Source organism: Streptomyces sp. NBC_00996 (assembly GCF_045162675.1).
Classification (GTDB): Bacteria; Actinomycetota; Actinomycetes; order Streptomycetales; family Streptomycetaceae; genus Streptomyces.
Map to the genome: position 1 here is coordinate 7,560,525 of NZ_CP108723.1, position 26,487 is coordinate 7,587,011.

Sequence of the window (26,487 nt, forward strand, 5' to 3'; positions counted from 1 at the left end):
AGCCGGTGCGGAGCTGGTGCATCGGTGCGCGAGATCGTCCTGAGTGTTGACCAATTCGAAGTGCTCTTCCAGGTCACGCATCAGTTGCCTAACTTCCAGGAGTCTCGACTATCGGATCTTGGATGCACAGCGACTGACCTGCAGCAGTTGACCGCCATGCTCCGTGCGGTGGATACCCGTGTCCCAGACGCTTCGAGAGTGCGCATCTTGCTGTGCGGCGACGAGGCGGAATCCGTTGCTGAGCTTGCAGTCCCCGAGGGGGAAGCCGATGAGGGTGATATTTCACCCCGTGAGGTTCGGGTAACTCTTCCGTCGCGGATCGCTGAGCGGTGGTATGAGCTGACGCGGCTGGTCGTGATGGCGCTGGGATCCCGTGAGTTGTTCCTTCGAACCGGTTACGAACCCGAAGAAGTCGAGGCGGCCGCGAGTGTACTCAACTTTTAGTTAGTTCGCCGCAAAGGAGTTTCGGTAAGCGTGACTCCGAAATTTCTGGGCTATACAGGAGGGCAGTCGCCGCCCCTTTAGCGGTTAGCGTCCGCGGCTTCTTTAGCTTTCCCGTAAGGTGAACATACGAGGGGCCGCTGGAATTAATCCAGCGGCCCCTCGCATGCGTTTGACGGCAGTAGGTGACGGCAACGTCAGCGGACGGGCGCGGCGCAAAGGGGCGGTTCGCCGTCGTCGTCAGGCTCGCCGGTGATCTCGGCGGGGTGGTGAAGGGCGCGGTCAAGGAGGTCGATGGCGTCGCGCTGGAGGCGGAGTCGGACGTGGGCGTAGACGGTGGCGGTGACGCCGATGTGGGCGTGGCCGAGGAGTTCCTTGATTACGACGAGCTCCACTTCCTGTTCCAGGAGAAGGGTAGCCGTCGAGTGACGGAGGTCGTGGAATCGGATGAGGCGGAGCCTGGCACGGCGGAGCAGGTCGGTGAAGTGCCGAGTGAGGGTGGCCCCTTCGATCGGGGCACCGTTGGGTCGGGTGAACACGTAGCCGATGTCCTGCCAGCTGTTGCCTGCCGCTTCGCGTTCCTGAAGCTGTCGGCTGCGGTGCTGTTCCAGGGAGCGCAGGCACGGCGTCGGCAGGGCGATGCGCCGTTCGGAGCTCTGGGTCTTGGTCGGGAGGGCGGTCAGGCCGGCGGTGTTGGTGCGCTGGAGGGTGCGTCGGATGCTGACGGTGCCACCGGTTAGGTCGAGGTCTTCCCAGCGCAGGCCGAGGAGTTCGCCCTTACGCAGGCCGGTGTGCAGGGCGAGTTCGAACAGCGGTTGCAACCGGTGACCGCTGGCGGCGGCCAGGAACTCGCGCGCTTCCGCGGCGGTGAGGGGTTCGAAGCGGCGGGGCCGAGGTGTGCCGGTGCGGACGTTGCGGGCGACGTTGCGCGGGATCTCCTCCTCGCGCACCGCGTGCTCCAGGGCGGACTTGAGCACGGAGTGCACGTAGGTCAGGGTCAGCGGCGAGAGCCGCCTGGCGCAGCACTTCCCGGCGGCGCAGCAGCGGGGCTGGTCACGGGCAGTGTCGAGGCCGCGGGTGCAGCACTGGCAGGTGGTGCGGAGCTGGTTGAGCCAGGTGCGGACGTCCTTGGCGGTGAGCTTGGCGAGCTTCTTCTTGCCGAGGCAGGGGTTGAGGTAGAGCCGGGCGACGGCGGTGTAGCGGGTGTGGGTGTTCTCGCGAAGCTGGTGGACGGCGACGTTCTCCAGCCAGTACGTCAGATAGGGCCAGGCTGCCCTGCGTGGACGGGACGGGGAGGCCGCGGTTGCTGGCGGCGATCTTCTCGGTGAGCTTGGCCAGAGCTTCCTTGCGGGTCGTGCCGTAGACGCGGATGCGCTTGCGGGTGTCGCCGGGTGCGAGGACGTATCCGGCTGCTTCCCAGCGGCTGTCCTTGCGCTGGTAGACGGTTCCGTCGCCGTTGGCGCGGACGCGGCGGGAGGCGGGGGTGTCTCGGGGTGTGGTCATCAGGCGGCGGCTTCCTGGTCGAGGCGGGTACGGATGAAGTCGGTGAGCGCGTGGGTGGGGATGCGGCGGGCGCGGCCGAGGGTGATCGAGGCGAGCTGTCGGGTGCGGAGCAGGTCGTAGACGGCGGAGCGGCCGAGCTGGAGGCGTTCCATGACCTGGGGGACAGTGAGGAGTTCCGTGCCGGCGGTCACGCGACGGCCCCCGCCCGGACAGCACTGGTCAGCCGATCAGCGGAGTGACCGACCGGGTGACCGGCGCGGTCACCGGAGTGCTCCGGGCGCCGGGTTCGGGTCGGTTGCTCGGGTCGGGTCTGCCGTTTTGCGGCTAGGAGGTCGGCGAGGTGGGCGAGTTCGGGCAGGAGGCCGGTTCCGGCGTACTGCCAGTGGGAGATGACCAGCGTCGTGTCCGAGTCCACACGCTGACCGGCGATGTTGCGGTGACCGGGTGCCAGGTCGGTGGAGTGTCCGGCGCGGTCACCGACCGGACTGCCGCCCGTCTGACCGGCCTGCGTCTCCGCCGACGCTGAGGCGGGGGTCTGGGTGTCGGGTCGACCAAGGCGCCAGGCGGTGCGTTCGGCGCGGAGGTGGGCGAGGGTGGTGGAGTAGTGGCGGGTGCGGGTGGAGAAGTGGCCGCGGAAGCCGAGCATGTGAGCCCATTGGCGCAGGCGGAGGTGGGCATGCCGGCGGTTGGTGGCGAGGTGCCAGGCGGTGTGGATCATGCGGCGGGCGTGGTCGGTGATGTCGTGGGTGGCGAGTTCGGCGAGGAGGCGGAGGCGGCGGTCGAGGGTGCCGGTGGTGGTCTCGGCGCCCTTGGTGGCGTACTTGGCGATGTAGCCGGCGACGTGCCGCTCGGTGACCGGGCCGCCACCGGTGAAGTCCGTGCCGCGGATCGCGCGGACGTCGATCTGCCGCCCGAACCGGAACACCGGCCGATTGCCCTGGCCGGCCTCCCGGATGCCGGGCGCGTGCCCGGCGGGTTGCTGCGGCTGGCCTTCATGCGCGACGCGTGTGCGTGTGGCGGCGGCGCGGACGGCGTGGTCGAGGAGCTGGACGGTGACCCAGGCGGGCGGGGTGCTGGTGGGGCCGGTGGGGCCGTCGAGTCGGATGACGGCGTGGAAGTGGACCTGGCCCCGTTTTTGGTACTCCGCGACCTTGGCGTAGGAGAGCGTGGCGTGGTCCCGCAGGGCCCGCTGCGTGAGCCCGGCGGCCTTGGCGATCTCCCGCCGCAGGTGGGTGGTGAAGCGGGCCCACAGGGCCGGGGCATGCGCGTTCCACAGCACCGCGCCGGTGTAGTCGTAGCGGTCGGGGTCGAGCGGGGTGCCGAGGATCGGGTCGTCGTCGGGGTGGACTTGGCCGCAGTGGCAGCGGCTGGTGTCGGGCTGGTTGTGGACGGGGCCGAAGCCGGGTGCGGTTAGGGTGGCGAACACGCGGGGGTGTGCGGCGACGCTGGTGGGGACGGTTTTGCCGCCGCGTAGTCCGGCGGCGATGAGTTGGTAGGTGTCGTAGCGGTAGACGGTGGAGCAGGCGGGGCAGCGGGTGGCGCGGCGGTTGCCGCAGCGGACCAGCAGTTCGCCCGCCGGGAGCCGGCCGGAGTCGAAGTGGTCGAAAATCTCACCGGTCGCGCTGTCGAGGCGGGTGCGGTGCCCGGTGAGACGGACCGGGTGCACACAGCCACCGAGTCCGGCTATCTGCCGTGCCAGGGATGTGAGTTGGCCGGTGGCGGCGAGCTTCGCCAGCTTGGCGGTGAGCCTGGCGCGGCGCTCCAGCGCCGACCGCCCTGCCGCCGAGGCGGTGACGTCCGCCGGGCAGGTCGGCGTCGTGAACGCCGACGACGGGAGCGAGGCGGCTGGAACGCTCGTGGAGTACAGGAGTTGGAGCTGTGCGGGCATGCGGAACGGAGCCTTTCGGCGGGAGCGCGGAAGCGGTACGGCGCGGGGCGGCGTGGGCAGGCCGAAGTTGTCGGCTCACAGGGGAACGGGGCGCCTCGAAGCTGGGCGCGGGGGCCGGACCAGGGGGCTGGTCGGCGGGGCGCGGTGGTGATCACCGGCGGGTGCGTGACGTTAACATCGCCTCACGGGCGCATTCAAGTGCATCCCTCCTGATTCCTTTCTGGTGGGTGGTGGGACGCGGGTAGTGTGGGGGCGGTTTCCCGGTTTGGGCGGGCCGGATTTCGCTGGTAGAGGGCGTGGAAAGCGGGGGTGACCGGCGTGGTGGTGGGGCGGCGCGGGCGGAGGCCGGCAGGCAGCGGGGTGCAGCTGACGTTCGAGGTGATCGCCGAGGCTCTGCGTGAGCGGATCCGCTCCGGCGGACTCGGCGCGGGGGATCCGTTGCCGACGCAGGCCGTGCTGATGCGGGAGTTCGGGGCGTCGAGCCTGACCGTGCAGAAGGCCATGACCCTGCTGAAGCAGGAAGGATGGGCGGTCTCCCGCCCCGGCAAAGGCGCCTTCGTCGCCCACTACGACCACCCCGCCGACGACCTCGACGGCCCGGAGGCGACCGCCCCCGCCGGCGGGACGGCGGCCCGCGTCGAGGCGCTGGAACGTGCGCTGGCCGAGGCCGCTCGGCAGATCGCCGACCTCCGTGGCCGCGTCGAGGCACTGGAGTCGGACGGCGGCGAGCGGGGCCACTGACCCGCCGTGCCGGGACGCTGGGCAGGGCGGTGCGTTCAGATTTTCTCTACGAGGTTCAAGGCGGGCCCTGCGCGTCTGAGCTGGCCGAACATCGCCGACTGGCCCACCATCGGCCGAGCAGCCGACGCCCGCACGAGGTGCTGGCAGACGGCCGGGCCCAGGCGCGAGCGGGGCCCAACCTGGTGTTGTCGGAGCTAAGTTGTGGGAGTGGAGTCCTCGCGCTTCGCACAGCAAGTTGTCGCCCACGACCGTCCTACGGCCGGATCGCAGGCAAAGGCCGACCAGGGGGCCGACCCTCACACCCGCCGCCGGACTCGCCGAGGGCGGTGGCCAGCGTCGCCTCCGGCGGGGAGCGAGCTCCCGGCCGCCCGTGGCAGACCGACCCCTCCCGCCCCGGCCCCCGCGCCGCCAGACTGGGCGACGCACCCGCCCGGCCGTACTCTGCTTCTCCCGCCCGGGCCCGATCCTGCCGAAAGAAGTCGCCCCTTACCCCGCCTCGGCAGGTTGCCGCTGGTTTGCGGGCGGCGCCGTGGCATCAGGACGAAGGGGGGAGCACGGGGGTGTGCGACGCTGGAGGTGCTGCGGTCGCGGCGACGGCACACGACCGGAGCTACGAAGTCGCGCTCTCGCACCCCGTGCGATATATCATCGGCGCTATGGACAGTGGGCGGTACTCGATCGAGATCGAGCCGGAGGTGCGGCTGTGGCTGGAGAACATTCCCGCCCATCACTACAAGCAGGCCGAACGCGTCGCCGACCTGCTCGCCGAGCAGCCCACCACCCTCGACGAACCGCACTCCCGCCACCTGGGCGGCAAGCTCCGCGAGCTGCGCTTCCGCCTGGGCGATGCCCATCAGCGGATCACCTACTGGCTGGCGCCCGGCCGACGTGTCGTGCTGCTCACCGTGTTCCGCAAGACCAAGATGCGCGAGCAGGCCGAAGTGGACCGCGCCCACGCCGCACAGCGATTGTGCGAGGCAGAGCATGAAGCCGCCGCTGAGCACGACCTCTACAGCCGCAACCTCAAGGAGAACCGATGAACCACAGCGAATGGAGGACCCGTCGCCACCGCCAGCTGCTGGGCGAACACCTGGACGCCGACCCCGAGTACGACCGGGTCTACGAAGAGGCCGGCCTCGCCATGACGTTGGGCAAGGCCGTCTACGACCGGCGTAAGCAGCTGGGCCTGAGTGAGGCCGACCTCGCCGAGCGCATGCACGTCGACGTCGATGACATCGAAGGCATCGAGACGGCAACCGAGCTGCCGCCCATCGCGGTCATCATGCGCCTGGCCCGCGCACTGGACCTCACGGTGGACGTGCACCTCGCCGGCGGAGACGAGCCCACCGTCACCATCGTCGCCCCAGCGGCCTGAGGCGGGGAGGAACCATGCAGGACCCGCCTTCCGCGCTCGCCCGTGAGCTTGGACAACTCGTCCACAACCGACGCATCGAGCTCGGGCTGTCCCAGGCCGAGCTGGCCGAGCGGTGCGGGATGAAGCAGCCGCAGATCTCCCGCTTCGAAGGCGGCGGGACCGTGCCCACGCTTCCCCTCCTGCGCCGCCTGGCTCAGGCTCTCGGCGCCGACCTGACCATCAGCCTCACCCCGCACGACGAAGCCGCTTGACACGCATTCGGAATTCCTGGAATTCCCCAGGCGGTGTAGACCGCTGACGGCAGTAGTGACGGCAACGCCAGCAGACTCCAGCGCACGAGCACGAACATCCGGCGACTGTCAAATCGCCCGCTGACCAGCAAACTTGCAGGTAGGAGCGGCCTGGCCTGCACACGTACTATGTACTCGCGGGCGAGACGCCGGTGCTTGTTCACAACACCGGTCCGGGATGCGGTCCCACTATTTCAACGCGTTACGAGAAGGCCGGTGATCTCGGCAAATATACCGAGGGGCAAAAGACTCGGGACACGGCATCGCAGTGGTATCACGAGTACCTGAGCGAGGAAGAACTTTTGGACGGGGTCAATAAGGCCCCCAAGGGAGACGGAATTCTCGTGTCACGCGACGGGACGATTCTTGGCGGTCATCATCGCTGAGATGAAATTCGGACAAGGGTCAACGACGGGCGTCTCGACCCCGATACGCCAATCCGTATCGATGTCTACGGTGGAGAGTAGCGCGTCTGATGTCCATGATTTATTCGACCGACCCCGACTTCCGGGTGTGCCGGATCGATTTCAATACGCTGCTGGAGATCCAGTTGGAGGCGGAGGACCAAGGCTGGGCGACGCGGTGGAGCTCAGTGGATGCACTCCGCAGCCAAGTCAAGGAAGAGGCCGTGTTCCTTCACTCGCTGATGCGCGAGGAAAGAGCAGGGGCTGTGCGGGCCTACCGATGTCTCTTGCTGTTCTCGACCACGAGTGGCGAGAATGCAGGCGGAATTGCCACCATCGATCTTGATCCGGCGAGGTTCGATTCGCTGGAACGTCTCGATCGAGACTCGGATGTCCGGAAGGCGCTTGTCCGGATATTCTCCCTGGCATCGGGTGGCATTTCGACAGTCTCGAAGAAATAGCGAGATCTATCAATGGTCAACCATTGACGGAGCGGTTGCAGGTCGTGTCGGCGAACTTCCCGTCTCTCCAAGTCGAAAACTGATCTCTGACGCGAAGCTTGGCCGCCCGGCGGGGGGATTCCCTGTCGATAACGGTCAGCGATAACCCCAGAGGCCCCACTGGAATGATGTCCCGGTGGGGCCTCTGGGGTGTCTGACGGCAGTAGTTGACGGCAACGTCAGCAGACTGGGGTTGCGCAGAGGGGTGGTTCGTCGCCGTCGTCGGGCTTGCCGGTGATCTCGGCGGGGTTGCGGAGAGCGTGGCCGAGAAGGTCGATGGCGTCGCGCTGGAGGCGGAGGCGGACGTGGGCGTACACGGTGGCGGTGACGCCGATGTGGGCGTGCCCCAACAGCTCCTTGATCACGACGAGTTCCACTCCCTGTTCCAGGAGGAGGGTCGCCGCCGAGTGGCGGAGGTCGTGGAATCGGATGCGGCGGAGCCTGGCCTGACGGAGCAGGGTGTTGAAGTGCCGGGTGAGGGTGGCTCCCTCGATCGGGGCTCCGTCGGGTCGGGTGAAGACGTAGCCGCTGTCCTTCCAGCCCGTCCCCGCCGCTTCACGCTCCTGGCGCTGCCGGTCGCGGTGCTGTTCGAGAGAGCGCAGGCATGGCGTCGGCAGGGAGATGCGCCGTTCGGAGCTCTGGGTCTTGGTCGGGAGGGCGGTCAGGCCGCCGGAGTTGGTGCGTTGGAGGGTGCGTCGGATGCTGACGGTGCCACCGGTTAGGTCGAGGTCTTCCCAGCGCAGGCCGAGGAGTTCGCCCTTACGCAGGCCGGTGTGCAGGGCGAGTTCGAACAGCGGTTGCAACCGGTGACCGCTGGCGGCGGCCAGGAACTCGCGTGCTTCCTCGGTGGTGAGGGGTTCGAAGCGGCGGGGCCGAGGTGTACCGGTACGGACGTTGCGGGCGACGTTGCGCGGGATCTCCTCCTCGCGCACCGCGTGCTCCAGGGCGGACTTGAGTACGGAGTGCACGTAGGTCAGGGTCAGCGGCGAGAGCCGCCTGGAGCAGCAGTTTCCGGCGGCGCAGCAGAGGCGTTGGTCGCGGGCGGTGTCGAGGCCGCGGGCGCAGCACTGGCAGATGGTGCGGAGCTGGTTGAGCCACGTGCGGACGTCCTTGGCGGTGAGCTTGGCGAGCTTCTTCCGTCCGAGGCCGGGGATGAGGTAGAGCCGGGCGACGGCGGCGTAGCGGGTGTGGGTGTTCTCGCGGAGTTGGTGGACGGCGACGTTCTCCAGCCAGTACGTCAGGTACGCGGCCAGGCTGCCCTGCGTGGACGGGACGGGGAGGCCGCGGTTGCTGGCGGCGATCTTCTCGGTCAGTTTGGCCAGCGCCTCCGTGCGCGAGCTGCCGTAGACGCGGACGCGTTTGCGGATGTTGCCGGGGGCGAGGACGTATCCGGCGGCTTCCCACCGGCTGTCCTTGCGCTGGTAGACGGTCCCGTCGCCGTTGGCTCGGCTGCGGCGGGAGGCGGGGGTGTCGCGGGGTGTGGTCATCATGCGGCTTCCTGGTCGAGGCGGGTGTGGATGAAGTCGGTGAGGGTGTGGGCGGGGATGCGGCGGGCGCGGCCGAGGGTGATGGAGGCGAGTTGGCGGGTGCGGATGAGGTCGTAGACGGTGGTGCGGCCGAGTTGGAGGCGTTCCATGACCTGGGGGACGGTGAGGAGTTCGGTACCGGCGGTCACGCGAGGGCCCCCGTCCGGACAGCACTGGTGAGCCGATCAGTGGAGTGACCGGCGGGGTGACCGGCGCGGTCGCTGGAGCGCTTCGAGCGCCGGGCTCGGGTCGGTTGTTCGGGTCGGGTCTGCCGTTTTGCGGCCAGGAGGTCGGCGAGGTGGGCGAGTTCGGGCAGGAGTCCGGTTCCGGCGTACTGCCAGTGGGAGATGACCAGCGTCGTGTCCGAGTCCACGCGCTGACCGGCGATGTTGCGGTGACCGGGACGGTGACCGGCGGCCAGGTCGGTGGAGTGTTCGGCGCGGTCACCGACCGGACTGCCGCCTGTCTGACTGGCCTGCATCTCAGCCGACGCTGGGGCTGGGGTCTGGGTGTCGGGTCGGCCGGTTCGCCAGGCGGTTCGTTCGGCGCGGAGGTGGGCGAGGGTGGTGGAGTAGTGGCGGGTGCGGGTGGAGAAGTGGCCGCGGAAGCCGAGCATGTGGGCCCATTGGCGCAGGCGGAGGTGGGCGTGCTGGGGCCTGGTGGCGAGGTGCCAGGCGGTGTGGATCATGCGGCGGGCGTGGTCGGTGATGTCGTGGGTGGCGAGTTCGGCGAGGAGGCGGAGGCGGTGGTCGAGGGTGCCGGTGGTGGTCTCGGCGCCCTTGGTGGCGTACTTGGCGATGTAGGCGGCGACGTGCCGGTCGGTGACCGGGCCGCCGCCGGTGAAGTCCGTGCTGCGGATCGCGCGGACGTCGATCTGCCGCCCGAACCGGAACACCAGCCGCCCGGCCCGATCTGAGTCTTGGGGCGGGGACGCGGGGCCGTCCCCGGCGGGCTGCGGTTGCTTCGGCGGCTTGCCTTCGTGGTGGACGCGGGTGCGTGTGGCGGCGGCGCGGACGGCGTGGTCCAGGAGCTGGGTGGTGGCCCAGGCGGGCGGGGTGCTGGTGGGGCCGGTGGGTCCGTCGAGGCGGATGACGGCGTGGAAGTGGACCTGGCCCCGTTTCTGGTACTCGGCGACCTTGGCGTAGGAGAGTGTGGCGTGGTGGCGCAGCGCGCGCTGGGTGAGGCCGGCGGCCTTGGCGATCTCGCGGCGTAGGTGGATGGTGAAGCGGGCCCACAGGGCCGGGGCGTGCGCGTTCCACAGCACCGCGCCGGTGTAGTCGTAGCGGTCGGGATCGAGCGGCGTGCCGAGGAGCGGGTCGCCGTCGGCATGGAGCTGGCCGCAGTGGCAGTTGCCGGTGTCGGGCCGGTTGTGGACGGGGCCGAAGCCGGGTGCGGTGAGGGTGGCGAACACGCGCGGGTGCGCGGCCACGCTGGTGGGGACGGTCTTGCCGCCGCGCAGGCCGGCGGCGATGAGCTGGTAGGTGTCGTAGCGGTAGACGGTGGAGCAGGCGGGGCAGCGGGTGGCGCGGCGGTTGCCGCAGCGGACCAGCAGTTCGCCCGCCGGGAGTCGGCCGGAGTCGAAGTGGTCGAGAATCTCGCCGGTCTCGCTGTCCAGACGGGTGCGGTGCCCGTTCAGGCGGATCGGGTGCGCGCAGCCACCGAGTCCAGCTATCTGCCGTGCGAGGGGTGCGAGTTGGCCGGTGGCGGCGAGCTTCGCCAGCTTGGCGGTGAGCCTGGCGCGGCGCTCCAGCGCCGACCGCCCTGCCGCCGAGGCGGTGACGTCCGCCGGGCAGGTCGGCGTCGTGAACGCCGACGACGGGAGCGAGGCGGCTGGAACGCTCGTGGAGTACAGGAGTTGGAGCTGTGCGGGCATGCGGAACGGAGCCTTTCGGCGGGAGCGCGGAAGCGGTACGGCGCGGGGCGGCGTGGGCAGGCCGAAGTTGTCGGCTCACAGGGGAACGGGGCGCCTCGAAGCTGGGCGCGGGGGCCGGACCAGGGGGCTGGTCGGCGGGGCGCGGTGGTGATCACCGGCGGGTGCGTGACGTTAACATCGCCTCACGGGCGCATTCAAGTGCATCCCTCCTGATTCCTTTCTGGTGGGTGGTGGGACGCGGGTAGTGTGGGGGCGGTTTCCCGGTTTGGGCGGGCCGGATTTCGCTGGTAGAGGGCGTGGAAAGCGGGGGTGACCGGCGTGGTGGTGGGGCGGCGCGGGCGGAGGCCGGCAGGCAGCGGGGTGCAGCTGACGTTCGAGGTGATCGCCGAGGCTCTGCGTGAGCGGATCCGCTCCGGCGGACTCGGCGCGGGGGATCCGTTGCCGACGCAGGCCGTGCTGATGCGGGAGTTCGGGGCGTCGAGCCTGACCGTGCAGAAGGCCATGACCCTGCTGAAGCAGGAAGGATGGGCGGTCTCCCGCCCCGGCAAAGGCGCCTTCGTCGCCCACTACGACCACCCCGCCGACGACCTCGACGGCCCGGAGGCGACCGCCCCCGCCGGCGGGACGGCGGCCCGCGTCGAGGCGCTGGAACGTGCGCTGGCCGAGGCCGCTCGGCAGATCGCCGACCTCCGTGGCCGCGTCGAGGCACTGGAGTCGGACGGCGGCGAGCGGGGCCACTGACCCGCCGTGCCGGGACGCTGGGCAGGGCGGTGCGTTCAGATTTTCTCTACGAGGTTCAAGGCGGCACCCGCCCGTCTGAACCGGCCGAACATCGCCGACCGGCCCACCGTCGGGCAAGCAGCCGACGCCCGTCCTGGGTGCCAGCGGGTGGCCGGGCCAAGGCGCGAGCTGGGCCCAACCTGGTGCCGCCGGAGCTAAGTTGTGGGCGTGGAGCCCTCGCGCGTCGCACGTCGGGTAGCCGGAGCGCATCACTGCGCCCCGGCCCCCTCAGAACCGGACGTGCGACTTTCACCGCATCCGGCTCAAGCAAGCCACTTGGGCTTCGCGGGACGTGAACTTACGGTCTGATTTCCGTCGTTTGCATGATGCTGACGATGGCAATCAGCATGCACGAGGCGGAGGTTGGCTCGTGCGTCTGTACCGCCGTCTCTCCGGTAAACGAGGTGGTGCTTGTTGAGCAGCTTCCTCGACGCCGAGAACCAGGCAATCCACTCACGCACATTGTCCGGTTCGTATTCGGCTCCTTCGATCAACGCCTCACGACAGAGTGGACACACGCCCTTCTGCCGCGCCGCCAGGAGCAGACTCGTCTTCCCCATCGGCGGCGGCGCTTTGATGCGGCGACGCGCCCGCCAATAGCCCTTCAGGGCCGGGTCGTTCGGAGACGCCGCCCCCTTCACTGGGACATGGCGGGCATAAGCAGTCCATGCGAACTTCTGGAGGTAGGCGCCACTGGCTTTGTCGCCGAATACCCAGTTGTCCCGCCTGGACTTGTTGAACCGGCCGAAATAGTGGCGCTTAATCCACAGCCCCGAACGATTCGAGTGACTATGCTTCGCCCACTTGTAGAGCAGCGTGAACATGTAGTAGTCCATCGAGCAGAAGGCCCGATAGGACGCCGCACTCCGGTAGTACGCACTCCAACCCTTGGCTACTGGGTTGAACGCGTGGACAACGGCCTTGGCCGGACCGCCACGCAGAGCGCGCGCGTCCGCTCTCAGCCGTTTCCGGAGTTTGTTGCACGCTGCCCTGCTCGGCCTGATGACCAGCTTGTCCCCGTGTCGCTTCACGGTGAATCCCAGGAAGTCGAACCCCTCATCGAGGTGGACCACATGCGTCTTGGCCTCGTTGAAGCGCAGACCCCTGGGCGCAAGCCAGGCCGTCAAATCCTCCTTCGCCCGATATGCCTCCTCCTTGCTGTGGCACAACACCACGAGGTGAGTCGGCGGCGGGAATCTCACCCGCCGCCGCTCGCAGAACCGTGCGGGAGCCTCTCGGCTCACACGGCTCCCATTGCCCAGCCATCAGGTTTGAGGCCGAACCGCCAGTGGGCGAACATGTTGGGATACCGGCGGGCCGTGCCAGCCAGTAGTTCTCCCGCGCGTTTCTCCCGGCGGCGTAGTCGTTTGTACTTCTGACAAGCCCAGCCCACCAACATGCGGTTGATGCGCCGGAGAAGGGGATACAACATGGACTTGTAGAAGCGTCCGTAATAGTTGATCCATCCCTGCACGACGCTGTTGAACATCCGTGCAAGGTCCATCAGGGACTTGTCACTGCGTTGAGCGATGCGCCAGGAACGCATCTCCTTGCCCATCGCCTTGATCGCCTCCTTGCTGACCGCGGGCAGGAAGTTCACAAAGTGCTTCCCATACCGGTTCTTGGCCAGCCTCGGCCGGAACGTGTACCCGAGGAACGTAAACGACGTGTGCTCGAACGAGCCGCGTCGGTCAGCGTCCTTGCAATACACGATGCGCGTCTTGCCGGGATGCAACTCCAGGCCGACCTGCGCCAATCTCGCTGCGAGCGCGTCCCGCACGCGGCGGGCCTGGTGCTCGCTGCGGCAGTGAATCACCGCATCGTCGCAATACCGCTCGAACGTGATGTGCGGAAACTCCCGCCCCAGCCACTCATCGAACGCGTAGTGGAGATACAGATTCGCCAACACGGGCGAGATCGCCGACCCCTGGGGAGTCCCGCGATCCCTTTCCTGCACCGAACCGTCCGCCTTCGCCAGCGGCGCCACAAGCCACCGCCGGACATAAAGCAGGACCCACTTCCCGTCTGCGTCAACATGCCGCTCGACGGCCTTGAGCATCAGCTCATGGTCCACGCTGTCGAAGAACGCCCGAATGTCGAGATCGACCACCCAGTCGTTCCGCCAACAACGCCGCCGGCACGTCTCCACCGCGTCCAGCGCAGACCGCCTCGGCCGGTACCCGTAGGAGTCCGGATGGAACACAGGCTCCACCCGCCTCTCCAGATACATCGCGGCCACCGTCTGGGCGATCCGGTCAGCCACAGTGGGCACCCCAAGCACACGGACACCTTTCCCGCCCGCCTTGGGGATCTCCACGGCCTTCACCGCCGGAGGGAAATACGAGCCAGACGACATACGATTCCACAGCTTGTACAGATTTCCCTTGAGGTTCTGCTCGAACTGCTCGATCGAAACGCCGTCCACCCCGGGTGCACCCCGATTGGCTTTGACCCTCAGATACGCCTCCCACACCATCGACTTGGAAATATAGAACGACTTGACCTCGGCCTGCGGCCTTGATCCGTTCACCTGGCTCCTCCCGGACATACCGGTTGACCACCAAACAAGATCAGGACAACCCGCCCCCTTCGCTCCATCCCCATTACAGGGACTTCATCACTACTACGAGGCGGTCCGTCCCCCTGCCACGCATCGGTACTCAGCCCCTCACAGTTTTAGCTGCTTGGGGTTCTCCCTTATCGCCAACCGGCCTTCAACTTGACCGTCGGCAGCATCGCGGCGAGGGGTTCCCACGTTCCGCACTGGTGCCTGTCACCGAGCTCGCGCCACCTTCATGCCGGGCCGCCACCTGGCCAGGAATACAGGAACCCGCCAGACTTGTCCCGGGGCAACAACTGGACCCCGGTTTCGGCAACCACTCATACGCTTACGACACTTCAGCAGTGGTTCACTCGCGTTCGCCTTCTCGGCACGCACCTGACGCATCTCGTGCGCCTTTTCCGCAGTGCTCATCACCCCGGCTCATTCACCGGAGCAACCTGCGGCGATTTGAGATCTCCCCCTGTGTGGGCGATCCCGGAGGGCCTACCTCCATCACCAGTGCAGCACCACGTCAAGAGCTTCCGTCTACATCAGAACCTCCTGTTGTGTTCGTGGCGCACAGTCATCGGCATACCGCACCAACACGGGGACTCCCGGGGCGGTGTTGGTCTCCCGCCCCTTGCGGTTCTCATAGCGGAATCCCGCGGCCTCTTCCATCCCATGCAGGGCGATGTTCAGCAGCAAAGGGCTCACGACGCCGCCCTGGGGAGTGCCCTCCTCGGTCGGCGCCCAACGGCCGTTCTCCATCACGCCGGCCCGCAGCCAGCCCCGGAGCAGATTCCTGGCGGGAAACTGCCCGATCATGGCCATCAGGTGATCGTGACTGATGCGGTCGAACGCCCCTTCCAGATCCGCGTCCAGCGCCCAACGGCGCTTCGCCTTGGGGTCCCGCGTGGAGGCCCGGATGGCACAGATCGCGTCCTGGCAGCCACGTCCGGGGCGGAACCCATACGATCTCGCCTCGAACCTGGCCTCCCACTCGGGCTCCAGCGCGTTCTTCACACGGGCCTGGAGCACCCGGTCACGGATGACCGGAATACCGAGCGGGCGCTGCTTCCCATTCGCCTTGGGGATGTACACGCGCTTGACCGGCTGAACTTTCCACGGAGTGGCCAACCGGTGGCTGTGAGCTGCCAGTTTGGCCCGCGCCGCCGGTGTGAGGGCACGTTCTCCGTCGATGCCAGCGGTCTTGCGCCCCCTGCTCTGCTGCGTCACCCGCCGCACGCTCACCAGCGTGTTGCTGCGGCTTCGCAGCATGAGCTTCTGCAAGTTCCGGACCCTCTTCAGGTCCCCTTCCCGCGATGCCTTGAAAATCCGCTGCCTCAGCCGCCGTACATTCCGCTCACACGCGGCCCAGTCAACGCTGTGCCAGGTTCGTGTGGGCGAATAGCCTTCGGGTCCGTTCACCTCGGACGCGCGGGCGGTCCACGCCACTGTGCTGCTCATGCGCGCCTCCGGCATCTAACTTGTCCCTTGGTTCCGGCGCCTTTGCGTAGGGCTTCAAAGGCTCACCTGGTCCACGTGGGCGCCCTTTCGGGCCGGGCCACCAGGGCCCGTATCCGGCGAGTTATGGCGGGCGGCGGGCGGAGAGGGCCGCCACCCGGTTTCCCCTGACCTTTCGGCCGACCGGCGTTCGCTTCTTGGACCATCCTGTTCCTGCCGGGGAGTTGGGCCTTCCTTACGGTCGGCTTACCGGATTCCTCCGGACCCCGTCAGGGTTTCCGTGTTCCGCATTTCGAAGATGCGGCTGGGGTGGGCGCTCCCTATACCCCGGGGCCGTCGGTGTCCTACTTCCGATGTTGCTTGCACCGGAAGCCGCTGGTGCCTTGCAGCACCGGGCCCTTCCCTGCGAAGACCAGCCATCCCAGGGTTCGATATCACGAGGCATCAACCAGGAGTTCACGCGTGTTCGCCCGTCCAGCCTTCCCCTTGCCTGTGGCCCTCGATGGCCGAGGCCCCTTGGGCGTGAACGCTCAGCTTCACACCCCGCCGTTGCCAGCGACGCATGTGAGTGCGGGGACGAATCCAGACACTGATTCGGAGGAAATTCCTTTGTCAGAGCCTCTCCACGAAATCCACCTCACTTCGGAAAATGCGACCTCACGTCGCACAGCAAGTTGTCGCCTACGACCGTCCTACGGCCGGATCGCAGACACCGGGCCGCCCAGGGGGCCGACCCTGCACGTGGCGTCGCACGGGCCCGCCGAGGGCGGCGGCCAGCCCGCCCCAGCGGGGAGCGATGCCCCCGGCGGCCCGCCGTCGGCAGACCCCTCCCCGCCCGGTCTCCGCGCCGCCGGACCGGCAAGCGTACCGACCCCGCCCCGACGCCCGAGGACGGCCTGCCCGGCGAACGGGTCGCCGGGGGAAATACCGGACAGGACACCGGTCCAAGGTCCCGCCGACCCCTGCGCGATCGGGCACGTCAGCGCGGCGGCCCGGCTACGGCAGCAGAGTGAATGCCGGGAGGTGGCTCGGGCGCACCACGCTGAAGTGGCGGCGGTCCAGGGTGGCGATGTTGACCGCGCGGTACTTCTCGGCGACCGCTACGACGAAGGCGTCGGCGGTGCCCAGGGGCAGGCTCGCGTACTGCTCGACCAGGTCGGCGGCCCGGCTGACCTCGGAGGAGGTCACGGGCACCAGTTCGTAGACGCCGTCCGCGACGTCGCGCAGGAAATCGGCCTCCGCCTTGGCCCCGGCACGACTGGCGAGCATGTAGCCGATCTCGGTCAGCAGTGGGGCGGGCAGCAGGAGCGGGCCGGGGAAGTTCTGGAGCAGGTCGACGCACTGCAGGTGGTGGTCGTCCTTGCGGTTGGCGGCTGCCACCACGGGGCCGGTGTCGATGACGATCACGCGCTCCGGGGCTCCTCACTGGCCCAGGCGTCGCGGACGATCTCCTTGGAGCGGACCGCGAGGTCGGGTTCGCCGTCGAAGACGCCTGTCGTGCGGAACCGGCGGCGGGGGCGCTCGCCGCGCTCCACCTCCGCCCACTGCCGCAGCAGCTCTATGGCGTCGGGTAGCCGGTCCTCCGGCACCGCGTCGAGCAGCCGGTGTGCTTCCTCGCGTACGGTCATGCGCTCAGTGTAGGGTCCGCAGCCGCCGTCGGCCCAGGAGTTGCCGGGCCGCCCCGCTGCTTCGTTGTGGTCTACACCTCTGACGGCAGCGCTGACGGCAAAAAGTACGGACGCCAGGGCACAGCCACGGACGTCAGCGGAGCACGAAACCGCCGATGACCTGCGAAAACGCAGGTGAGGAGGGGTCGCGTAGCACACGTACTATGTGCTCGCTGGCGATAAGCCGCTGGTCGACGCACTCAAGGTCCCGCAGGGCCCGGTCGATCTCCCGCAGGCCCACGTCGTGCCGGTCGCGCATGTCGGCGGCCACCGGTAGGCCGCAGTTGCCCCCTGGCTCCCCCGGAAGCGGCCGTCACTCGGAGTGGTGCGAGCGGAGCCCGGCGCATGGGTTCAGGATTCCTCAAAGCCCGCGCACAACCGGCGCAGTACCTTTCCACACCTTTGGGCGTACGCGTGCTGGAGCCCCCTCGTGGCGGCTCCACCCGCGCGGGCGTACCACTTCGCCGCGCGGCTGAAGGCGGTGATGGTGAGCCAGACGGTGCCGTCGCCCGTGCGGGTGATGACGAAGGACTCCTCGCCGCACTCGGGATGGCCGGAAAGCGTGCCGTAGGCCCAGGCGGTGCGGCGGGGTTCCTCGGCCGTCCAGACCACGCGGCAGGGGGCCTTGATCGGGCCGAGTCCGACCGTGACGTCGACTCCGGGGGCGGCCTTGTCGGCGTCGGAGGTGATGCCGACGCCCAGGGCGCGGTGCATCTCCCAGCTCATGAGGGCATCGGAGGCGCGGCGGAAGACGGCCTCGCCCTCGCCGATGCGGGAGCGGACATGCAGTCGGTGGAAGCCCGGTGGGCAGCGGTCCTCGCGGGTCGCGCCCACGTCCTCGTACGTGTAGGGCATGGGGGACAGCGTAGGGCGGTACCCGGGGTTGCCTTCGCCCCGGGTACCGCCGTCGTTCGACTGAGGAGAGCTAGCTCACGTTGACTGCGGACCAGGCCGCGGCCACCGCCTTGTACTCGGTGCTGCTGGAGCCGTACAGGGCCGCCGCCGCGCTCAGCGTGCCCGTGCGGGCGGACTTGTAGTTCGTCGTCGACGTGAAGTACGTCGTCAGCGCCTTGTACCAGATCTGCAGCGCCTTGTCGCGGCCGATGCCGGTGACCGTGGAGCCGTTGGACGTCGGGGAGTTGTAGCTGACCCCGTTGATCGTCTTGGCGCCGCTGCCCTCCGAGAGGAGGTAGAAGAAGTGGTTCGCGACGCCGGACGAGTAGTGGACGTCCAGGTTGCCGACGCCGGAGGACCAGGAGTCCGCCGAACCGCCGTCCTTGCTCGGCTTGTCCATGTAGCGCAGCGGGGTGCCGTCGCCGTTGATGTCGATCTTCTCGCCGATGAGGTAGTCACCGACGTCCTTGGAGTTGTTGGCGTAGAACTCCACACCCGTGCCGAAGATGTCCGAGGTGGCCTCGTTGAGGCCGCCGGACTCGCCGCTGTAGTTGAGGCCGGCGGTGTTGGACGTGACGCCGTGGCTCATCTCGTGGCCGGCCACGTCCAGGGAAGTCAGCGGGTGCGTGTTGCTCTCACCGTCGCCGTACGTCATGCAGAAGCAGCTGTCGTCCCAGAACGCATTGACGTACGCCCTGCCGTAGTGGACGCGGGAGTAGGCGGCGACGCCGTTGTTCTTGATGCCGCTGCGGCCGAAGGTGTTCTTGTAGAAGTCCCAGGTCTCCTGCGCGCCGTAGGCGGCGTCGACGGCCGCGGTCTGGTCGGTGGAGGAGCTGGAGGCCGCGCCGGTGCCCCAGGTGTCGTCCGAGTCGGTGAACAGGGTGCCGGCCGACGAGCTGGTGCGGTGCGACTTGTTGTAGGTCTTGTGGCCGCCGCGCGTGGTGTCGTACAGCTGGTACGTCGAGCCCGACAGGGCGGTGTTGAGGCTGACCGTGCCCGAGTAGAGGCTCTTGCCGGTGCCGGTCTCGATGCCCTGGTACTCGTAGAGCTTCTTGCCGGTCGCGGCGTCGGTGATGACGTGCAGCTCGTTCGGGGTGCCGTCGTCCTGGAGACCGCCGACGACGGTCTCGTAGGCGAGGACCGGCTTGCCGCTGCCCGCCCAGATGACCTTGCGGGGCGCCTTGTCGGCGGTGGTCTTGCCCGAGCCCGCGGACTTCGCGGCGGTCAGCGCCTGCTTCTCGGCCTTGGCGGCGGCGATCTGCGGCTTGAGGGAGGCGACCTTGATGGTGGCCTTCGTCGCCTTGGTCACGCTCTGGGTCTTGCCGGGCTTCTGGTGGACGACCAGGTCGCCGCCGAGGACCGGGAGGCCGTTGTACGTGCGCTCGTAGCGGGTGTGGACGGTGCCGTCGGCGTCCTTGAGGACGTCGCGCACGACCAGCTGCTCCTTGGCGCCGAGGCCTATCTCCTTGGCCGTCTCGGTGCTGGCGGCCTGGGCCTGCTGGATGAGGGTCGTACGCGCCGCCGAGGACAGCTGGACCGGGGCGCCGGCGAGGGTCGTCGTGCCGGACGGGGTCGGCTCGGTCTGGGCGGACGCACCGGTGGTCATACCGGTGGTGAGCAGGGCTCCGGCCGCGACAGCGGTGGCTATGGCCAGAGTGGTGCGCTTGTGACGCGCGTAGAGGGGGGTCACGCAAGCTCCTTTTGTGGGGGCGACCGAACGGCGTGGGGTAGCCGAACGGAAGTGTGAAGTTGCGGTGCGGGTGAGCCGTGCGGTGGAAGAGTGTCATCTGGGGCGCGTACATGTCAGGAGTCCATAACGACCTTGGCCGAAAGTCGATCATTGGGTGAACAGTGCGGTGCGGACGCGGGGCGCCGATCTGCGCCAAAGGGGAGTCGACGCAAACTCCTGGCAGCGCAAAGAGGGAGCCGCCCCGGGGAGTTGAACCTCCGGGACGGCGCCCTGTCCTGTTGCCCTGCGGGAAGCGAGGGGTCTACGGGAACGTCAGCTTGAAGTCGTCGATGTAGCCGGTGTCGTAACTCGCGACGTCCTGGACCTTCAACTTCCAGGTGCCGTTGGCGACTTCGGACGAGGCGTTGACCGTGTACGTCTCGATGACGTTGTCCGCCGAGTCGGACCAGCTGGAGTTCTTCAGGCGGTACGTCGAACCGTCCGGGGCCACCAGGTCGATGACCAGGTCACCGCGCCAGGTGTGCTTGATGTCGACGCCGACCTGGAGGTTGCTCGGCGCGTTGCCGCTGATGCCGGTGACGCTGACCGAGGAGTAGACCGCCGCGCCGTTGTCCGGAATCGATACGTTGGTGGAGTTGTCGAAGGAGGTGCCGCCACCGCCGCCACCGCCCGACCGCGAACCGACGTTCACGGCGGCCCACGCGTCCTGGACCGCCGCGTACTCGGCGCTCGTCGTGCCGTACAGCTCACCCGCCGCCGCGAGCGTGCCGGTGCGGGCCGCCGCGTAGTTGGTGGTGGAGACGAACTTGGTGGTGAGCGCCCGGTACCAGATCTGCAGTGCCTTGTCGCGGCCGATGCCGGTGACCGGAAGACCGTCCGAGGTCGGCGAGTTGTAGCTGACGCCGTTGATGACCTTGGCGCCGCTGCCCTCGCTCAGCAGGTAGAAGAAGTGGTTGGCGACACCGGACGAGTAGTGCACGTCCTTGTTGCCGACACCCGAATACCACGAGTCCGCCGAGCCGCCGTCCTTGCTCGGCTTGTCCATGTAGCGCAGTGGGGTGCCGTCGCCGTTGATGTCGATCTTCTCGCCGATGAGGTAGTCGCCGACATCGGAGGAGTTGTTGGCGTAGAACTCGACGCCGGTGCCGAAGATGTCGGAGGTCGCCTCGTTCAGACCGCCGGACTCACCGGAGTAGTTGAGACCCGCGGTGTTCGACGTGACGCCGTGGCTCATCTCGTGGCCGGCCACGTCCAGCGAGGTCAGCGGGTCGGCGTTGCCGGACCCGTCGCCGTACGTCATGCAGAAGCAGCCGTCGTCCCAGAACGCGTTGACGTACGCGTTGCCGTAGTGGACGCGCGAGTACGCTCCCACGCCGTTGTTCTTGATGCCGCTGCGGCCGAAGGTGTTCTTGTAGAAGTCCCAGGTCTCCGCGGCGCCGTAGTGCGCGTCGGCACCGGCGGTCGCGGCATTCGACGTGGTGCCGTTGCCCCAGGTGTCGTTCGTCTGGGAGAACAGCGTGCCGGTGCCGGACGTCCCGTGGTTCAGGTTGTACGTCTTGTGGCCGCCGCGCGCACCGTCGTTCAGCGTGAAGGTGGAGCCCGACTGGGTGGTCGTCAGGGTCACCTGGCCGCTGTACTGGGTGTTGCCGATGCCGTTCTTGATGCCCTGGTACTCGTAGAGCTTCTTGCCGGTGGCCGCGTCGGTGATGACGTGCAGCTGGTTCGGGGTGCCGTCGTCCTGAAGGCCGCCGACGACCGTCTCGTACGCCAGGACCGGCTTGCCGCTCGCGGCCCAGATCACCATGCGGGGCGCGCGGTCCGCGTCGGTCTTCTTCGACCCCGCGGCCTTGGCGGCGGACAGTGCCTGCTGCTCCGCCTCGGCAGCGGCTACCGCGGGCTTGAGGGTGGCGACCTTGAGAGCGGCCTTCGTCGCCTTGTAGACGTGCTCGGTCCTGCCGGACTTGGCGGTGTCGACCACCAAGTCGCCGCCGAGGACCGGGAGTCCGGCGTAGGTCCGCTCGTAGCGCGTGTGGACGGTGCCGTCGTGGTCCTTGATGACGTCGCGCGCCACCAGGCTCTCCTCGGCCCCGAGGCTCAGGTCCTTGGCGGTGGTCGCCTTGGCGGCGTTGGCGTCGCGTATGAGCTCGGCGCGCTGCGACGCTGTGAGCTTCATGGCGACCGCACCCGGGTTGATCTTGCCGGCCCGAGGTGCCTTCTCCGGGGCGGCGCTCGCCGCGCCCGACTGGACGGCCGCGGCCAACAGGGCGGAGACGCCGACGAGGGCGACGCCCGCGACACGGCGCTTGGTGATGTGGGAGGTGCGTCTGTGGGGAGAACTGCTACTCAACACTGACTCCTTCTGCGTGGCCGCGGGTCGCGCGGCCAGGGGAGACCGGACGATGGGTGACCCGTCCGGGCAGAACAGGGCGGTACGCGGAACCAGGTGCATGGGGTCGTGCGGCACAACACAGCGGCACAGCTGTGGGGTTGCTGTGAAGCAGCCGTGGGAAGAGTGGCAGGGGATCACGCTTTCTGTCAGGAGCGCATCAAGAACTTGGCCGGAAATGGTTCGTTGTCCGGGAAGTCATGTTCGGTATACGAACCCTTTGTTGGATGGTGTGCGGATCTTCCCCGGCATGTGAGGAGGAGTTCGCTCCGCCGACATGCTCCGGGACCATCACGGTCGACGACGCGCTCGGGGGGCGTCCGCACCCACGTCGTCGCGGGTCTCGCGGGCGGCATGCTCGTCGCGACCCTGACCGACCCCGCGACGGCGTCCACCTCGACAAGGACGGCTCCACGGCCTGGTCCACCAGCGGCCGGCGGTACGGCAGGCTCGACCAGCTGTGGAAGCAGGCGGGGGTCACGGGCGCGGTGCTCGCGGCGACGCCGTGATGACTTTCCTCGTTCTGCGCGCGATTGGCCTGTTCGTGAAATTTGCGGACGTCGGCCGGGGTCCTGGAGGGCGGAGACGCCGCGGTGCGCGAGGAGGAGGCGTCTCCGGCGGAGAGGGCGGTGGCGGGGCCGGCGCCGGAGGGGGCGAACGAGGCTCCGGCCGGGCCCCGCCGCACGTCAGCCGCCCGAAGGCCGTCGCTCCCCGTGCCAGGAATGCCACAGCGCCGCATACGCCCCCTCGGCCGCCACGAGCTCGTCGTGCGTGCCGAGTTCGGTCAGGCGGCCGTCCTCCATCACGGCCACCCGGTCCGCGTCGTGCGCGGTGTGCAGACGGTGCGCGATGGCGATGACGGTGCGTCCTTCGAGTACGGCGACCAGCGCGCGTTCCGTATGACGGGCGGTCGTCGGGTCCAAAAGCGCCGTGGCCTCGTCGAGGATCAGCGTGTGCGGGTCGGCCAACACGACCCGAGCCAGGGCGAGTTGCTGAGCCCGCGAGCCGTCCACCCGATGGCCCTCGGGGCCCAGCCGGGTGTCGAGGCCCGCCGGCAGCTCCTCGGCCCAGTCCTCGGCGCCGACCGCGGCGAGAGCCGCCCACAACTCGGCGTCGGTGGCGGCGGGTTCGGCGATCAGCAGGTTGTCGCGGACCGTCCCGAGGAACACATGGTGCTCCTGCGTGACCAGGACGACCTGTCGGCGCAGCTGCTCGGGGTCGAGCGCGACGATCGGCACCCCGCCGACCGTCACCGTGCCGGTGCCCGGCGCGTCCACGCCCGCCAGCAGTCGGCTCAGGGTGGTCTTCCCGGCGCCGGAGGGGCCGACCACGGCCAGCCGCTCCCCGGGCCGCACGGTCAGATCGACCCCGCGCAGCACCTCGCCCCCGCGGTCGTAGGAGTAGCGCACACCAGTCACGTCGATCCGGTCGTCCACCGGGGTGGGGGAGCCGGACGGGACGGCCCGAGGTGCCCGTGCGAGGCCCTCCACACGGGCGAAGGAGGCGCTGCTGCTCTGCAGTTGCTCGACCCGCATCAGGATCTGGTCCAGCGGCTCACCCAGCTGGCGCATGTACAGGGCCGCGGAGATGACGACACCCAGGCTCATGGCACCCCGCGCGTGCAGGATGCCGCCCACCATCAGCACGCCGACCACGGGAATGACATACGAGATCTCCACGGCCGGAAAGAACACGCTGCGCAGGAACAGCGTCCACATCCGCTTCCGGCGGGCAGTCTCCAGCGCGTCCCGGCTCGCGGCGATCCGGCGCTCCTGCAGTCCGAACGCCTCGACCGTGCGGGCGCCGGACGCGGTCGCCGCGAGGATCTCGGCGACCTCCGACGTGGCGGCCCCCTCGGCGAGATAGCCGGTGCGGGCCCGGCGCAGATACCAGCGCAGCGCGAACCGGATACCGACCAGGCCGAGCACCCCGCAGCCGCCGAGCAGCGGGTCGATGACGAAGACCGCGCCGAGGATGAACAGCGCCTGGGCGGAGGCGATGAGCAGCTCGGGCCCCGCGTCGCGCAGGGTGTTGCCCACCACGGTGACGTCTGCGGTGCCGCGCGCGGTCAGGTCGCCCGTGCCCGCCCGCTCCACGACCGAGGCCGGCAGTGACAGCGCCCGATCGACGAACTCCTCCCGCACCCGCGCCAGCGTGCGCTCCCCGAAGCGGTGCCCCACATACCGGGCCCACCGCGCCAGCAGCAGCTGCGCCAGCGAGCACACCAGGATGACGAACGCCAGCCGGTCCACGGCGTCCACACCGCCCCCGGCCCGTACGTCGTCGATGATCCGTCCGAGCAGCCAGGGGCTGACCAGACCGGCCCCGGCGGCCAGCACGTTGAGGCCGAGCACGGCGACGAAGGCCCGCCCGTCCGCCCGGATCAGCCGCACGGACGCCCGGCGCACATCGGCGGGCTCGGCGATCGGCAGGTGCGCACTCATCGCACGGCCTCCTCGGCCTTGACGGCGGGCCGCGGGTGCGCGTCCGCCTCCGGGTGCGCGTCCGCCTCCGGGTTCGCGTCCGCCTCCGGGTTCGCGTCCGTCTCCAGGCCCGCGTCCGTCTCCGGGTTCGCGCCCGTCACCGGGTTCGGGTTCGGGTCCGTCTCCGGGTTCGGGTCCGTCTCCGGGTTCGCGTCCGCCTCCGGGGCCGCGTCCACCTCCGCTTCCGTCTCCAGGTCCGCGTCGCGGGCCACCAGCGCGCGGTAACCCGGCTCCCCGTCCAGGAGCTCGCGATGGGTTCCCACGGCCGTGACCTTCCCGTCGACCAGGAAGCACACGCTGTCCACCTGCTCCAGCAGCAGCGGAGAGGTGCTGGTGACGACCGTGGTGCGGTCGGTGCGCGCGGTGCGCAGCCGGGCCGCGACGGCCGCCTCGGTGTGCGCGTCGAGCGCCGAGGTGGGTTCGACCGCGAGCAGCACCTCGGGATCGGCGAGGAGCGCCCGCACGAGACGTACCCGCTGCCGCTGACCGCCGGAGAGACTGCGGCCCTGCGCGTCGACGGCCGAGTCGAGACCGTCGGGCAGTCCGAGGACGATGTCGTCCGCCACAGCCGCGTGCACGGCCCGTGCCAGGGCTTCGTCGCCGTGCGCCCGACTGCCCGAGACCAGGTCGCGCAGGGTGCCCGCGAACAGGTCGGCCTCGTTGTCCGCCACCAGGATGCGCTCGCGCACCTGCGGCAGGGCGATCTCGTCGAGCCGTACGCCGCCCCAGGTCACCGCCGATTGCGCATACCGGCCGAGGCGGTCCACCACGGCCGCGGACTCCGCGGGGCGGGCACCGGCCAGCGCGGTCAGCTGCCCCGGCACCACCCGGACGCCGGACTCCGGATCGTGCAGCACCGCGGGCGACGAGGGCGCGTCCAGTGCGTCCGGGCGTCCGGCGGCGGGCCGCAGGGCCAGGAACCGTGCGACACGCCGGGCGGCGACCACGCCCCGGCTGAGCTGGTAGCCGCAATCGATGAAGAAGGCCACCGGCATCACGAGAACCGCGACATAGCCGTACACCGACACCAACTCGCCGATGGTGATGTCCCCTTGGGCGGCCAGCCGGGCCGCGAGCCATGTCACCACGGCGAGGAACAGTGTCGGCAGACCCGTACCCAGCGCCTGGAGCCAGCTGGTCGCGGACCCCACCCGGTACCCCTGCACCCGCAGCGCCTGCGAGTCGCGGCGGAAGGCGTCGGCGAACAGCCCCTTGCCGCCCAGCCCGTTGAGAACGCGCAGGCCGCCGGCGAGGTCGCCGATCCGGGCGGTCAGCACGCCCTGTCGCTCGCGGTACTCCGTCTCCGTGCCCTGCAGCCGACTCATCAGCGGTCCGATGAGCACGGCGATCAGCGGCACTCCGAGCAGGATCACCACGGCCAGCTGGAGCGAGACCGACAGCAGCAGCGCCGCCACCACGCCGTAGGTGAACAGCGCGGCCAGACCGGGGCCCACGACGGTCAGCGACGTACTGATCGTCTGCACGTCGCCGACGCCGATCGTGACCACCTCCCCGGCCCCGACCTGGTGCGACAGCGCGGCTCCCAGCCGGGTCGACTGCTCGACCACGACCTTGACCGTACGGAAGTTGGCGTCCATCCGGAGCTTGGTCATGGTGCGGTGCCGCATCACGCCCAGCCAGGCGTTGAACACCCCGATGCCCAGCACGGCGGCGGTCCAGCCGACCAGCGCGGACTGGTCGCCCGGCTCCAGACCGTCGTCGATGGCACGGGACAGCAGATACGGCGTCAGCGCCAGGAGCGCCATCCACACGCTGGCGATCAACGCGCCAGCGGCCGACCGCCCCGCCTGCCGGGTGACCAGCCACCACAGATACCACCAGCCGCCACGACAGTCCGGCGTCCCGGGATCCTCGTACGCGTCGATCATCAGCTCCCCCTTCTCTTCCCGCCCTCTCCGCCCCTTCCCGTCCCGACCCGGGGCTCCGCCCCGGACCCCGCTCCTCGAACGCCGGAGGGGCTGATGTCAGTCCGTCCGGCGTGGGAGGGCAAGCCCGCCAAGGCCGATGCGGGGGTCTGGG

The 26,487-nt window shown here is 69.1% G+C and carries 21 protein-coding genes and 3 pseudogenes; 8 read left to right on the forward strand and 16 right to left on the reverse strand.

Features of this window, described 5'->3' with window-relative positions; genetic code table 11:
- The first annotated feature begins 24 nt into the window (after positions 1-24).
- Complete coding sequence (locus OG390_RS35505) at positions 25-444, forward strand: hypothetical protein (protein ID WP_406173569.1); 420 nt, start codon at positions 25-27, stop codon at positions 442-444.
- 194 nt (positions 445-638) lie between these two features.
- Here the strand turns inward: OG390_RS35505 and OG390_RS35510 are convergent.
- From OG390_RS35510 to OG390_RS35520, 3 genes and pseudogenes are all read right to left on the reverse strand, one after another.
- A pseudogene (locus OG390_RS35510) lies at positions 639-1,944 on the reverse strand (tyrosine-type recombinase/integrase).
- Complete coding sequence (locus tag OG390_RS35515) at positions 1,944-2,135, reverse strand: helix-turn-helix domain-containing protein (protein ID WP_381947264.1); 192 nt, start codon at positions 2,133-2,135, stop codon at positions 1,944-1,946. Before OG390_RS35515 ends, OG390_RS35510 begins: the two are co-directional and overlap by 1 nt.
- Positions 2,132-3,832 carry a replication initiator gene (locus OG390_RS35520; protein WP_406173570.1) on the reverse strand — a complete coding sequence of 567 codons (1,701 nt, stop codon included), beginning with the start codon at positions 3,830-3,832 and terminating at the stop codon, positions 2,132-2,134. Before OG390_RS35520 ends, OG390_RS35515 begins: the two co-directional genes overlap by 4 nt.
- Before the next feature lie 309 nt (positions 3,833-4,141).
- Here OG390_RS35520 and OG390_RS35525 point away from each other — a divergent pair, with 309 nt between their 5' ends.
- From OG390_RS35525 to OG390_RS35545, 5 genes and pseudogenes are all read left to right on the forward strand, one after another.
- Positions 4,142-4,573: a winged helix-turn-helix domain-containing protein gene (locus OG390_RS35525; RefSeq protein WP_406173572.1), complete on the forward strand. Its 432-nt coding sequence runs from the start codon at positions 4,142-4,144 to the stop codon at positions 4,571-4,573.
- A 656-nt stretch (positions 4,574-5,229) separates the two neighbouring features.
- Positions 5,230-5,613 (forward strand): type II toxin-antitoxin system RelE/ParE family toxin, encoded by a 384-nt coding sequence (locus OG390_RS35530; RefSeq protein WP_019886780.1) that lies wholly within the window; start codon positions 5,230-5,232, stop codon positions 5,611-5,613.
- Positions 5,610-5,948, forward strand: a complete 339-nt coding sequence (locus OG390_RS35535; RefSeq protein WP_103815984.1) for a helix-turn-helix domain-containing protein — start codon at positions 5,610-5,612, stop codon at positions 5,946-5,948. Before OG390_RS35530 ends, OG390_RS35535 begins: the two co-directional genes overlap by 4 nt.
- A gap of 35 nt (positions 5,949-5,983) precedes the next feature.
- A pseudogene (locus OG390_RS35540) lies at positions 5,984-6,199 on the forward strand (helix-turn-helix domain-containing protein); the annotation flags it as partial.
- 514 nt (positions 6,200-6,713) lie between these two features.
- Entirely contained in the window at positions 6,714-7,103 is a 390-nt protein-coding gene (locus tag OG390_RS35545; protein WP_406173575.1) for a hypothetical protein, read from the forward strand.
- 218 nt (positions 7,104-7,321) lie between these two features.
- Here the strand turns inward: OG390_RS35545 and OG390_RS35550 are convergent, their stop codons facing one another.
- The 3 genes from OG390_RS35550 to OG390_RS35560 are packed head-to-tail and all read right to left on the reverse strand — an operon-like array spanning position 7,322 to position 10,541.
- A complete protein-coding gene (locus OG390_RS35550; protein ID WP_406178043.1) occupies positions 7,322-8,629 on the reverse strand; it encodes a tyrosine-type recombinase/integrase in 1,308 nt (435 codons plus the stop codon).
- Positions 8,629-8,817, reverse strand: a complete 189-nt coding sequence (locus OG390_RS35555) for a helix-turn-helix domain-containing protein (RefSeq protein ID WP_406173577.1) — start codon at positions 8,815-8,817, stop codon at positions 8,629-8,631. The genes OG390_RS35550 and OG390_RS35555 overlap by 1 nt, the downstream gene beginning before the upstream one ends.
- Positions 8,814-10,541, reverse strand: coding sequence for a replication initiator (locus OG390_RS35560; protein ID WP_406173579.1), 1,728 nt, complete (start codon positions 10,539-10,541; stop codon positions 8,814-8,816). The genes OG390_RS35555 and OG390_RS35560 overlap by 4 nt, the downstream gene beginning before the upstream one ends.
- A 309-nt stretch (positions 10,542-10,850) precedes the next feature.
- Between OG390_RS35560 and OG390_RS35565 the strand changes: the two genes are divergently transcribed.
- Complete coding sequence (locus OG390_RS35565; protein ID WP_406173572.1) at positions 10,851-11,282, forward strand: winged helix-turn-helix domain-containing protein; 432 nt, start codon at positions 10,851-10,853, stop codon at positions 11,280-11,282.
- A gap of 302 nt (positions 11,283-11,584) precedes the next feature.
- On the opposite strand, the gene OG390_RS35570 is transcribed toward OG390_RS35565, so the two are convergent.
- The 8 genes and pseudogenes from OG390_RS35570 to OG390_RS35605 form a co-directional block, all read right to left on the reverse strand.
- Entirely contained in the window at positions 11,585-12,448 is an 864-nt protein-coding gene (locus OG390_RS35570; RefSeq protein ID WP_406173580.1) for a group II intron maturase-specific domain-containing protein, read from the reverse strand.
- Positions 12,449-12,561: 113 nt separating this feature from the next.
- Entirely contained in the window at positions 12,562-13,851 is a 1,290-nt protein-coding gene (gene ltrA / locus OG390_RS35575; protein ID WP_406170409.1) for a group II intron reverse transcriptase/maturase, read from the reverse strand.
- A gap of 594 nt (positions 13,852-14,445) precedes the next feature.
- Positions 14,446-15,330: pseudogene (locus OG390_RS35580) on the reverse strand (reverse transcriptase N-terminal domain-containing protein); the annotation flags it as partial.
- 993 nt (positions 15,331-16,323) lie between these two features.
- Positions 16,324-16,734 carry a type II toxin-antitoxin system VapC family toxin gene (locus OG390_RS35585; protein WP_406173582.1) on the reverse strand — a complete coding sequence of 137 codons (411 nt, stop codon included), beginning with the start codon at positions 16,732-16,734 and terminating at the stop codon, positions 16,324-16,326.
- The gene (locus OG390_RS35590; protein WP_019888794.1) at positions 16,731-16,955 is read right to left on the reverse strand and encodes a hypothetical protein; all 225 of its coding nucleotides are present in this window, start codon (positions 16,953-16,955) and stop codon (positions 16,731-16,733) included. The genes OG390_RS35585 and OG390_RS35590 overlap by 4 nt, the downstream gene beginning before the upstream one ends.
- A 390-nt stretch (positions 16,956-17,345) precedes the next feature.
- Complete coding sequence (locus OG390_RS35595; RefSeq protein WP_406173585.1) at positions 17,346-17,849, reverse strand: DUF1990 family protein; 504 nt, start codon at positions 17,847-17,849, stop codon at positions 17,346-17,348.
- Positions 17,850-17,919: 70 nt separating this feature from the next.
- Positions 17,920-19,578, reverse strand: a complete 1,659-nt coding sequence (locus OG390_RS35600) for a M4 family metallopeptidase (RefSeq protein WP_406173587.1) — start codon at positions 19,576-19,578, stop codon at positions 17,920-17,922.
- 301 nt (positions 19,579-19,879) lie between these two features.
- Positions 19,880-21,925 carry a M4 family metallopeptidase gene (locus OG390_RS35605; RefSeq protein WP_406173589.1) on the reverse strand — a complete coding sequence of 682 codons (2,046 nt, stop codon included), beginning with the start codon at positions 21,923-21,925 and terminating at the stop codon, positions 19,880-19,882.
- Positions 21,926-22,191: 266 nt separating this feature from the next.
- On the opposite strand from OG390_RS35605, the gene OG390_RS35610 reads away from it, so the two are divergent.
- Entirely contained in the window at positions 22,192-22,473 is a 282-nt protein-coding gene (locus OG390_RS35610) for a hypothetical protein (RefSeq protein ID WP_406173591.1), read from the forward strand.
- A gap of 177 nt (positions 22,474-22,650) precedes the next feature.
- Here OG390_RS35610 and OG390_RS35615 read toward each other — a convergent pair whose 3' ends face one another.
- Positions 22,651-24,408: an ABC transporter ATP-binding protein gene (locus OG390_RS35615; protein ID WP_406173592.1), complete on the reverse strand. Its 1,758-nt coding sequence runs from the start codon at positions 24,406-24,408 to the stop codon at positions 22,651-22,653.
- Complete coding sequence (locus OG390_RS35620) at positions 24,405-26,336, reverse strand: ABC transporter transmembrane domain-containing protein (RefSeq protein ID WP_406173594.1); 1,932 nt, start codon at positions 26,334-26,336, stop codon at positions 24,405-24,407. The genes OG390_RS35615 and OG390_RS35620 overlap by 4 nt, the downstream gene beginning before the upstream one ends.
- Between the last annotated feature and the right edge of the window lie 151 nt (positions 26,337-26,487).

What these genes read in the sequence shown, in the direction of transcription:
- OG390_RS35520 (WP_406173570.1), bottom strand. Translation starts at nt 3,832, where the DNA reads ATGCCCGCACAGCTCCAACTCCTGTACTCCACGAGCGTTCCAGCCGCC.
- OG390_RS35530 (WP_019886780.1), top strand. Translation starts at nt 5,230, where the DNA reads ATGGACAGTGGGCGGTACTCGATCGAGATCGAGCCGGAGGTGCGGCTG.
- OG390_RS35535 (WP_103815984.1), top strand. Translation starts at nt 5,610, where the DNA reads ATGAACCACAGCGAATGGAGGACCCGTCGCCACCGCCAGCTGCTGGGC.
- OG390_RS35545 (WP_406173575.1), top strand. Translation starts at nt 6,714, where the DNA reads ATGTCCATGATTTATTCGACCGACCCCGACTTCCGGGTGTGCCGGATC.
- OG390_RS35550 (WP_406178043.1), bottom strand. Translation starts at nt 8,629, where the DNA reads ATGACCACACCCCGCGACACCCCCGCCTCCCGCCGCAGCCGAGCCAAC.
- OG390_RS35560 (WP_406173579.1), bottom strand. Translation starts at nt 10,541, where the DNA reads ATGCCCGCACAGCTCCAACTCCTGTACTCCACGAGCGTTCCAGCCGCC.
- OG390_RS35590 (WP_019888794.1), bottom strand. Translation starts at nt 16,955, where the DNA reads ATGACCGTACGCGAGGAAGCACACCGGCTGCTCGACGCGGTGCCGGAG.
- OG390_RS35595 (WP_406173585.1), bottom strand. Translation starts at nt 17,849, where the DNA reads ATGCCCTACACGTACGAGGACGTGGGCGCGACCCGCGAGGACCGCTGC.
- OG390_RS35610 (WP_406173591.1), top strand. Translation starts at nt 22,192, where the DNA reads ATGGTGTGCGGATCTTCCCCGGCATGTGAGGAGGAGTTCGCTCCGCCG.
- OG390_RS35615 (WP_406173592.1), bottom strand. Translation starts at nt 24,408, where the DNA reads ATGAGTGCGCACCTGCCGATCGCCGAGCCCGCCGATGTGCGCCGGGCG.
- OG390_RS35620 (WP_406173594.1), bottom strand. Translation starts at nt 26,336, where the DNA reads ATGATCGACGCGTACGAGGATCCCGGGACGCCGGACTGTCGTGGCGGC.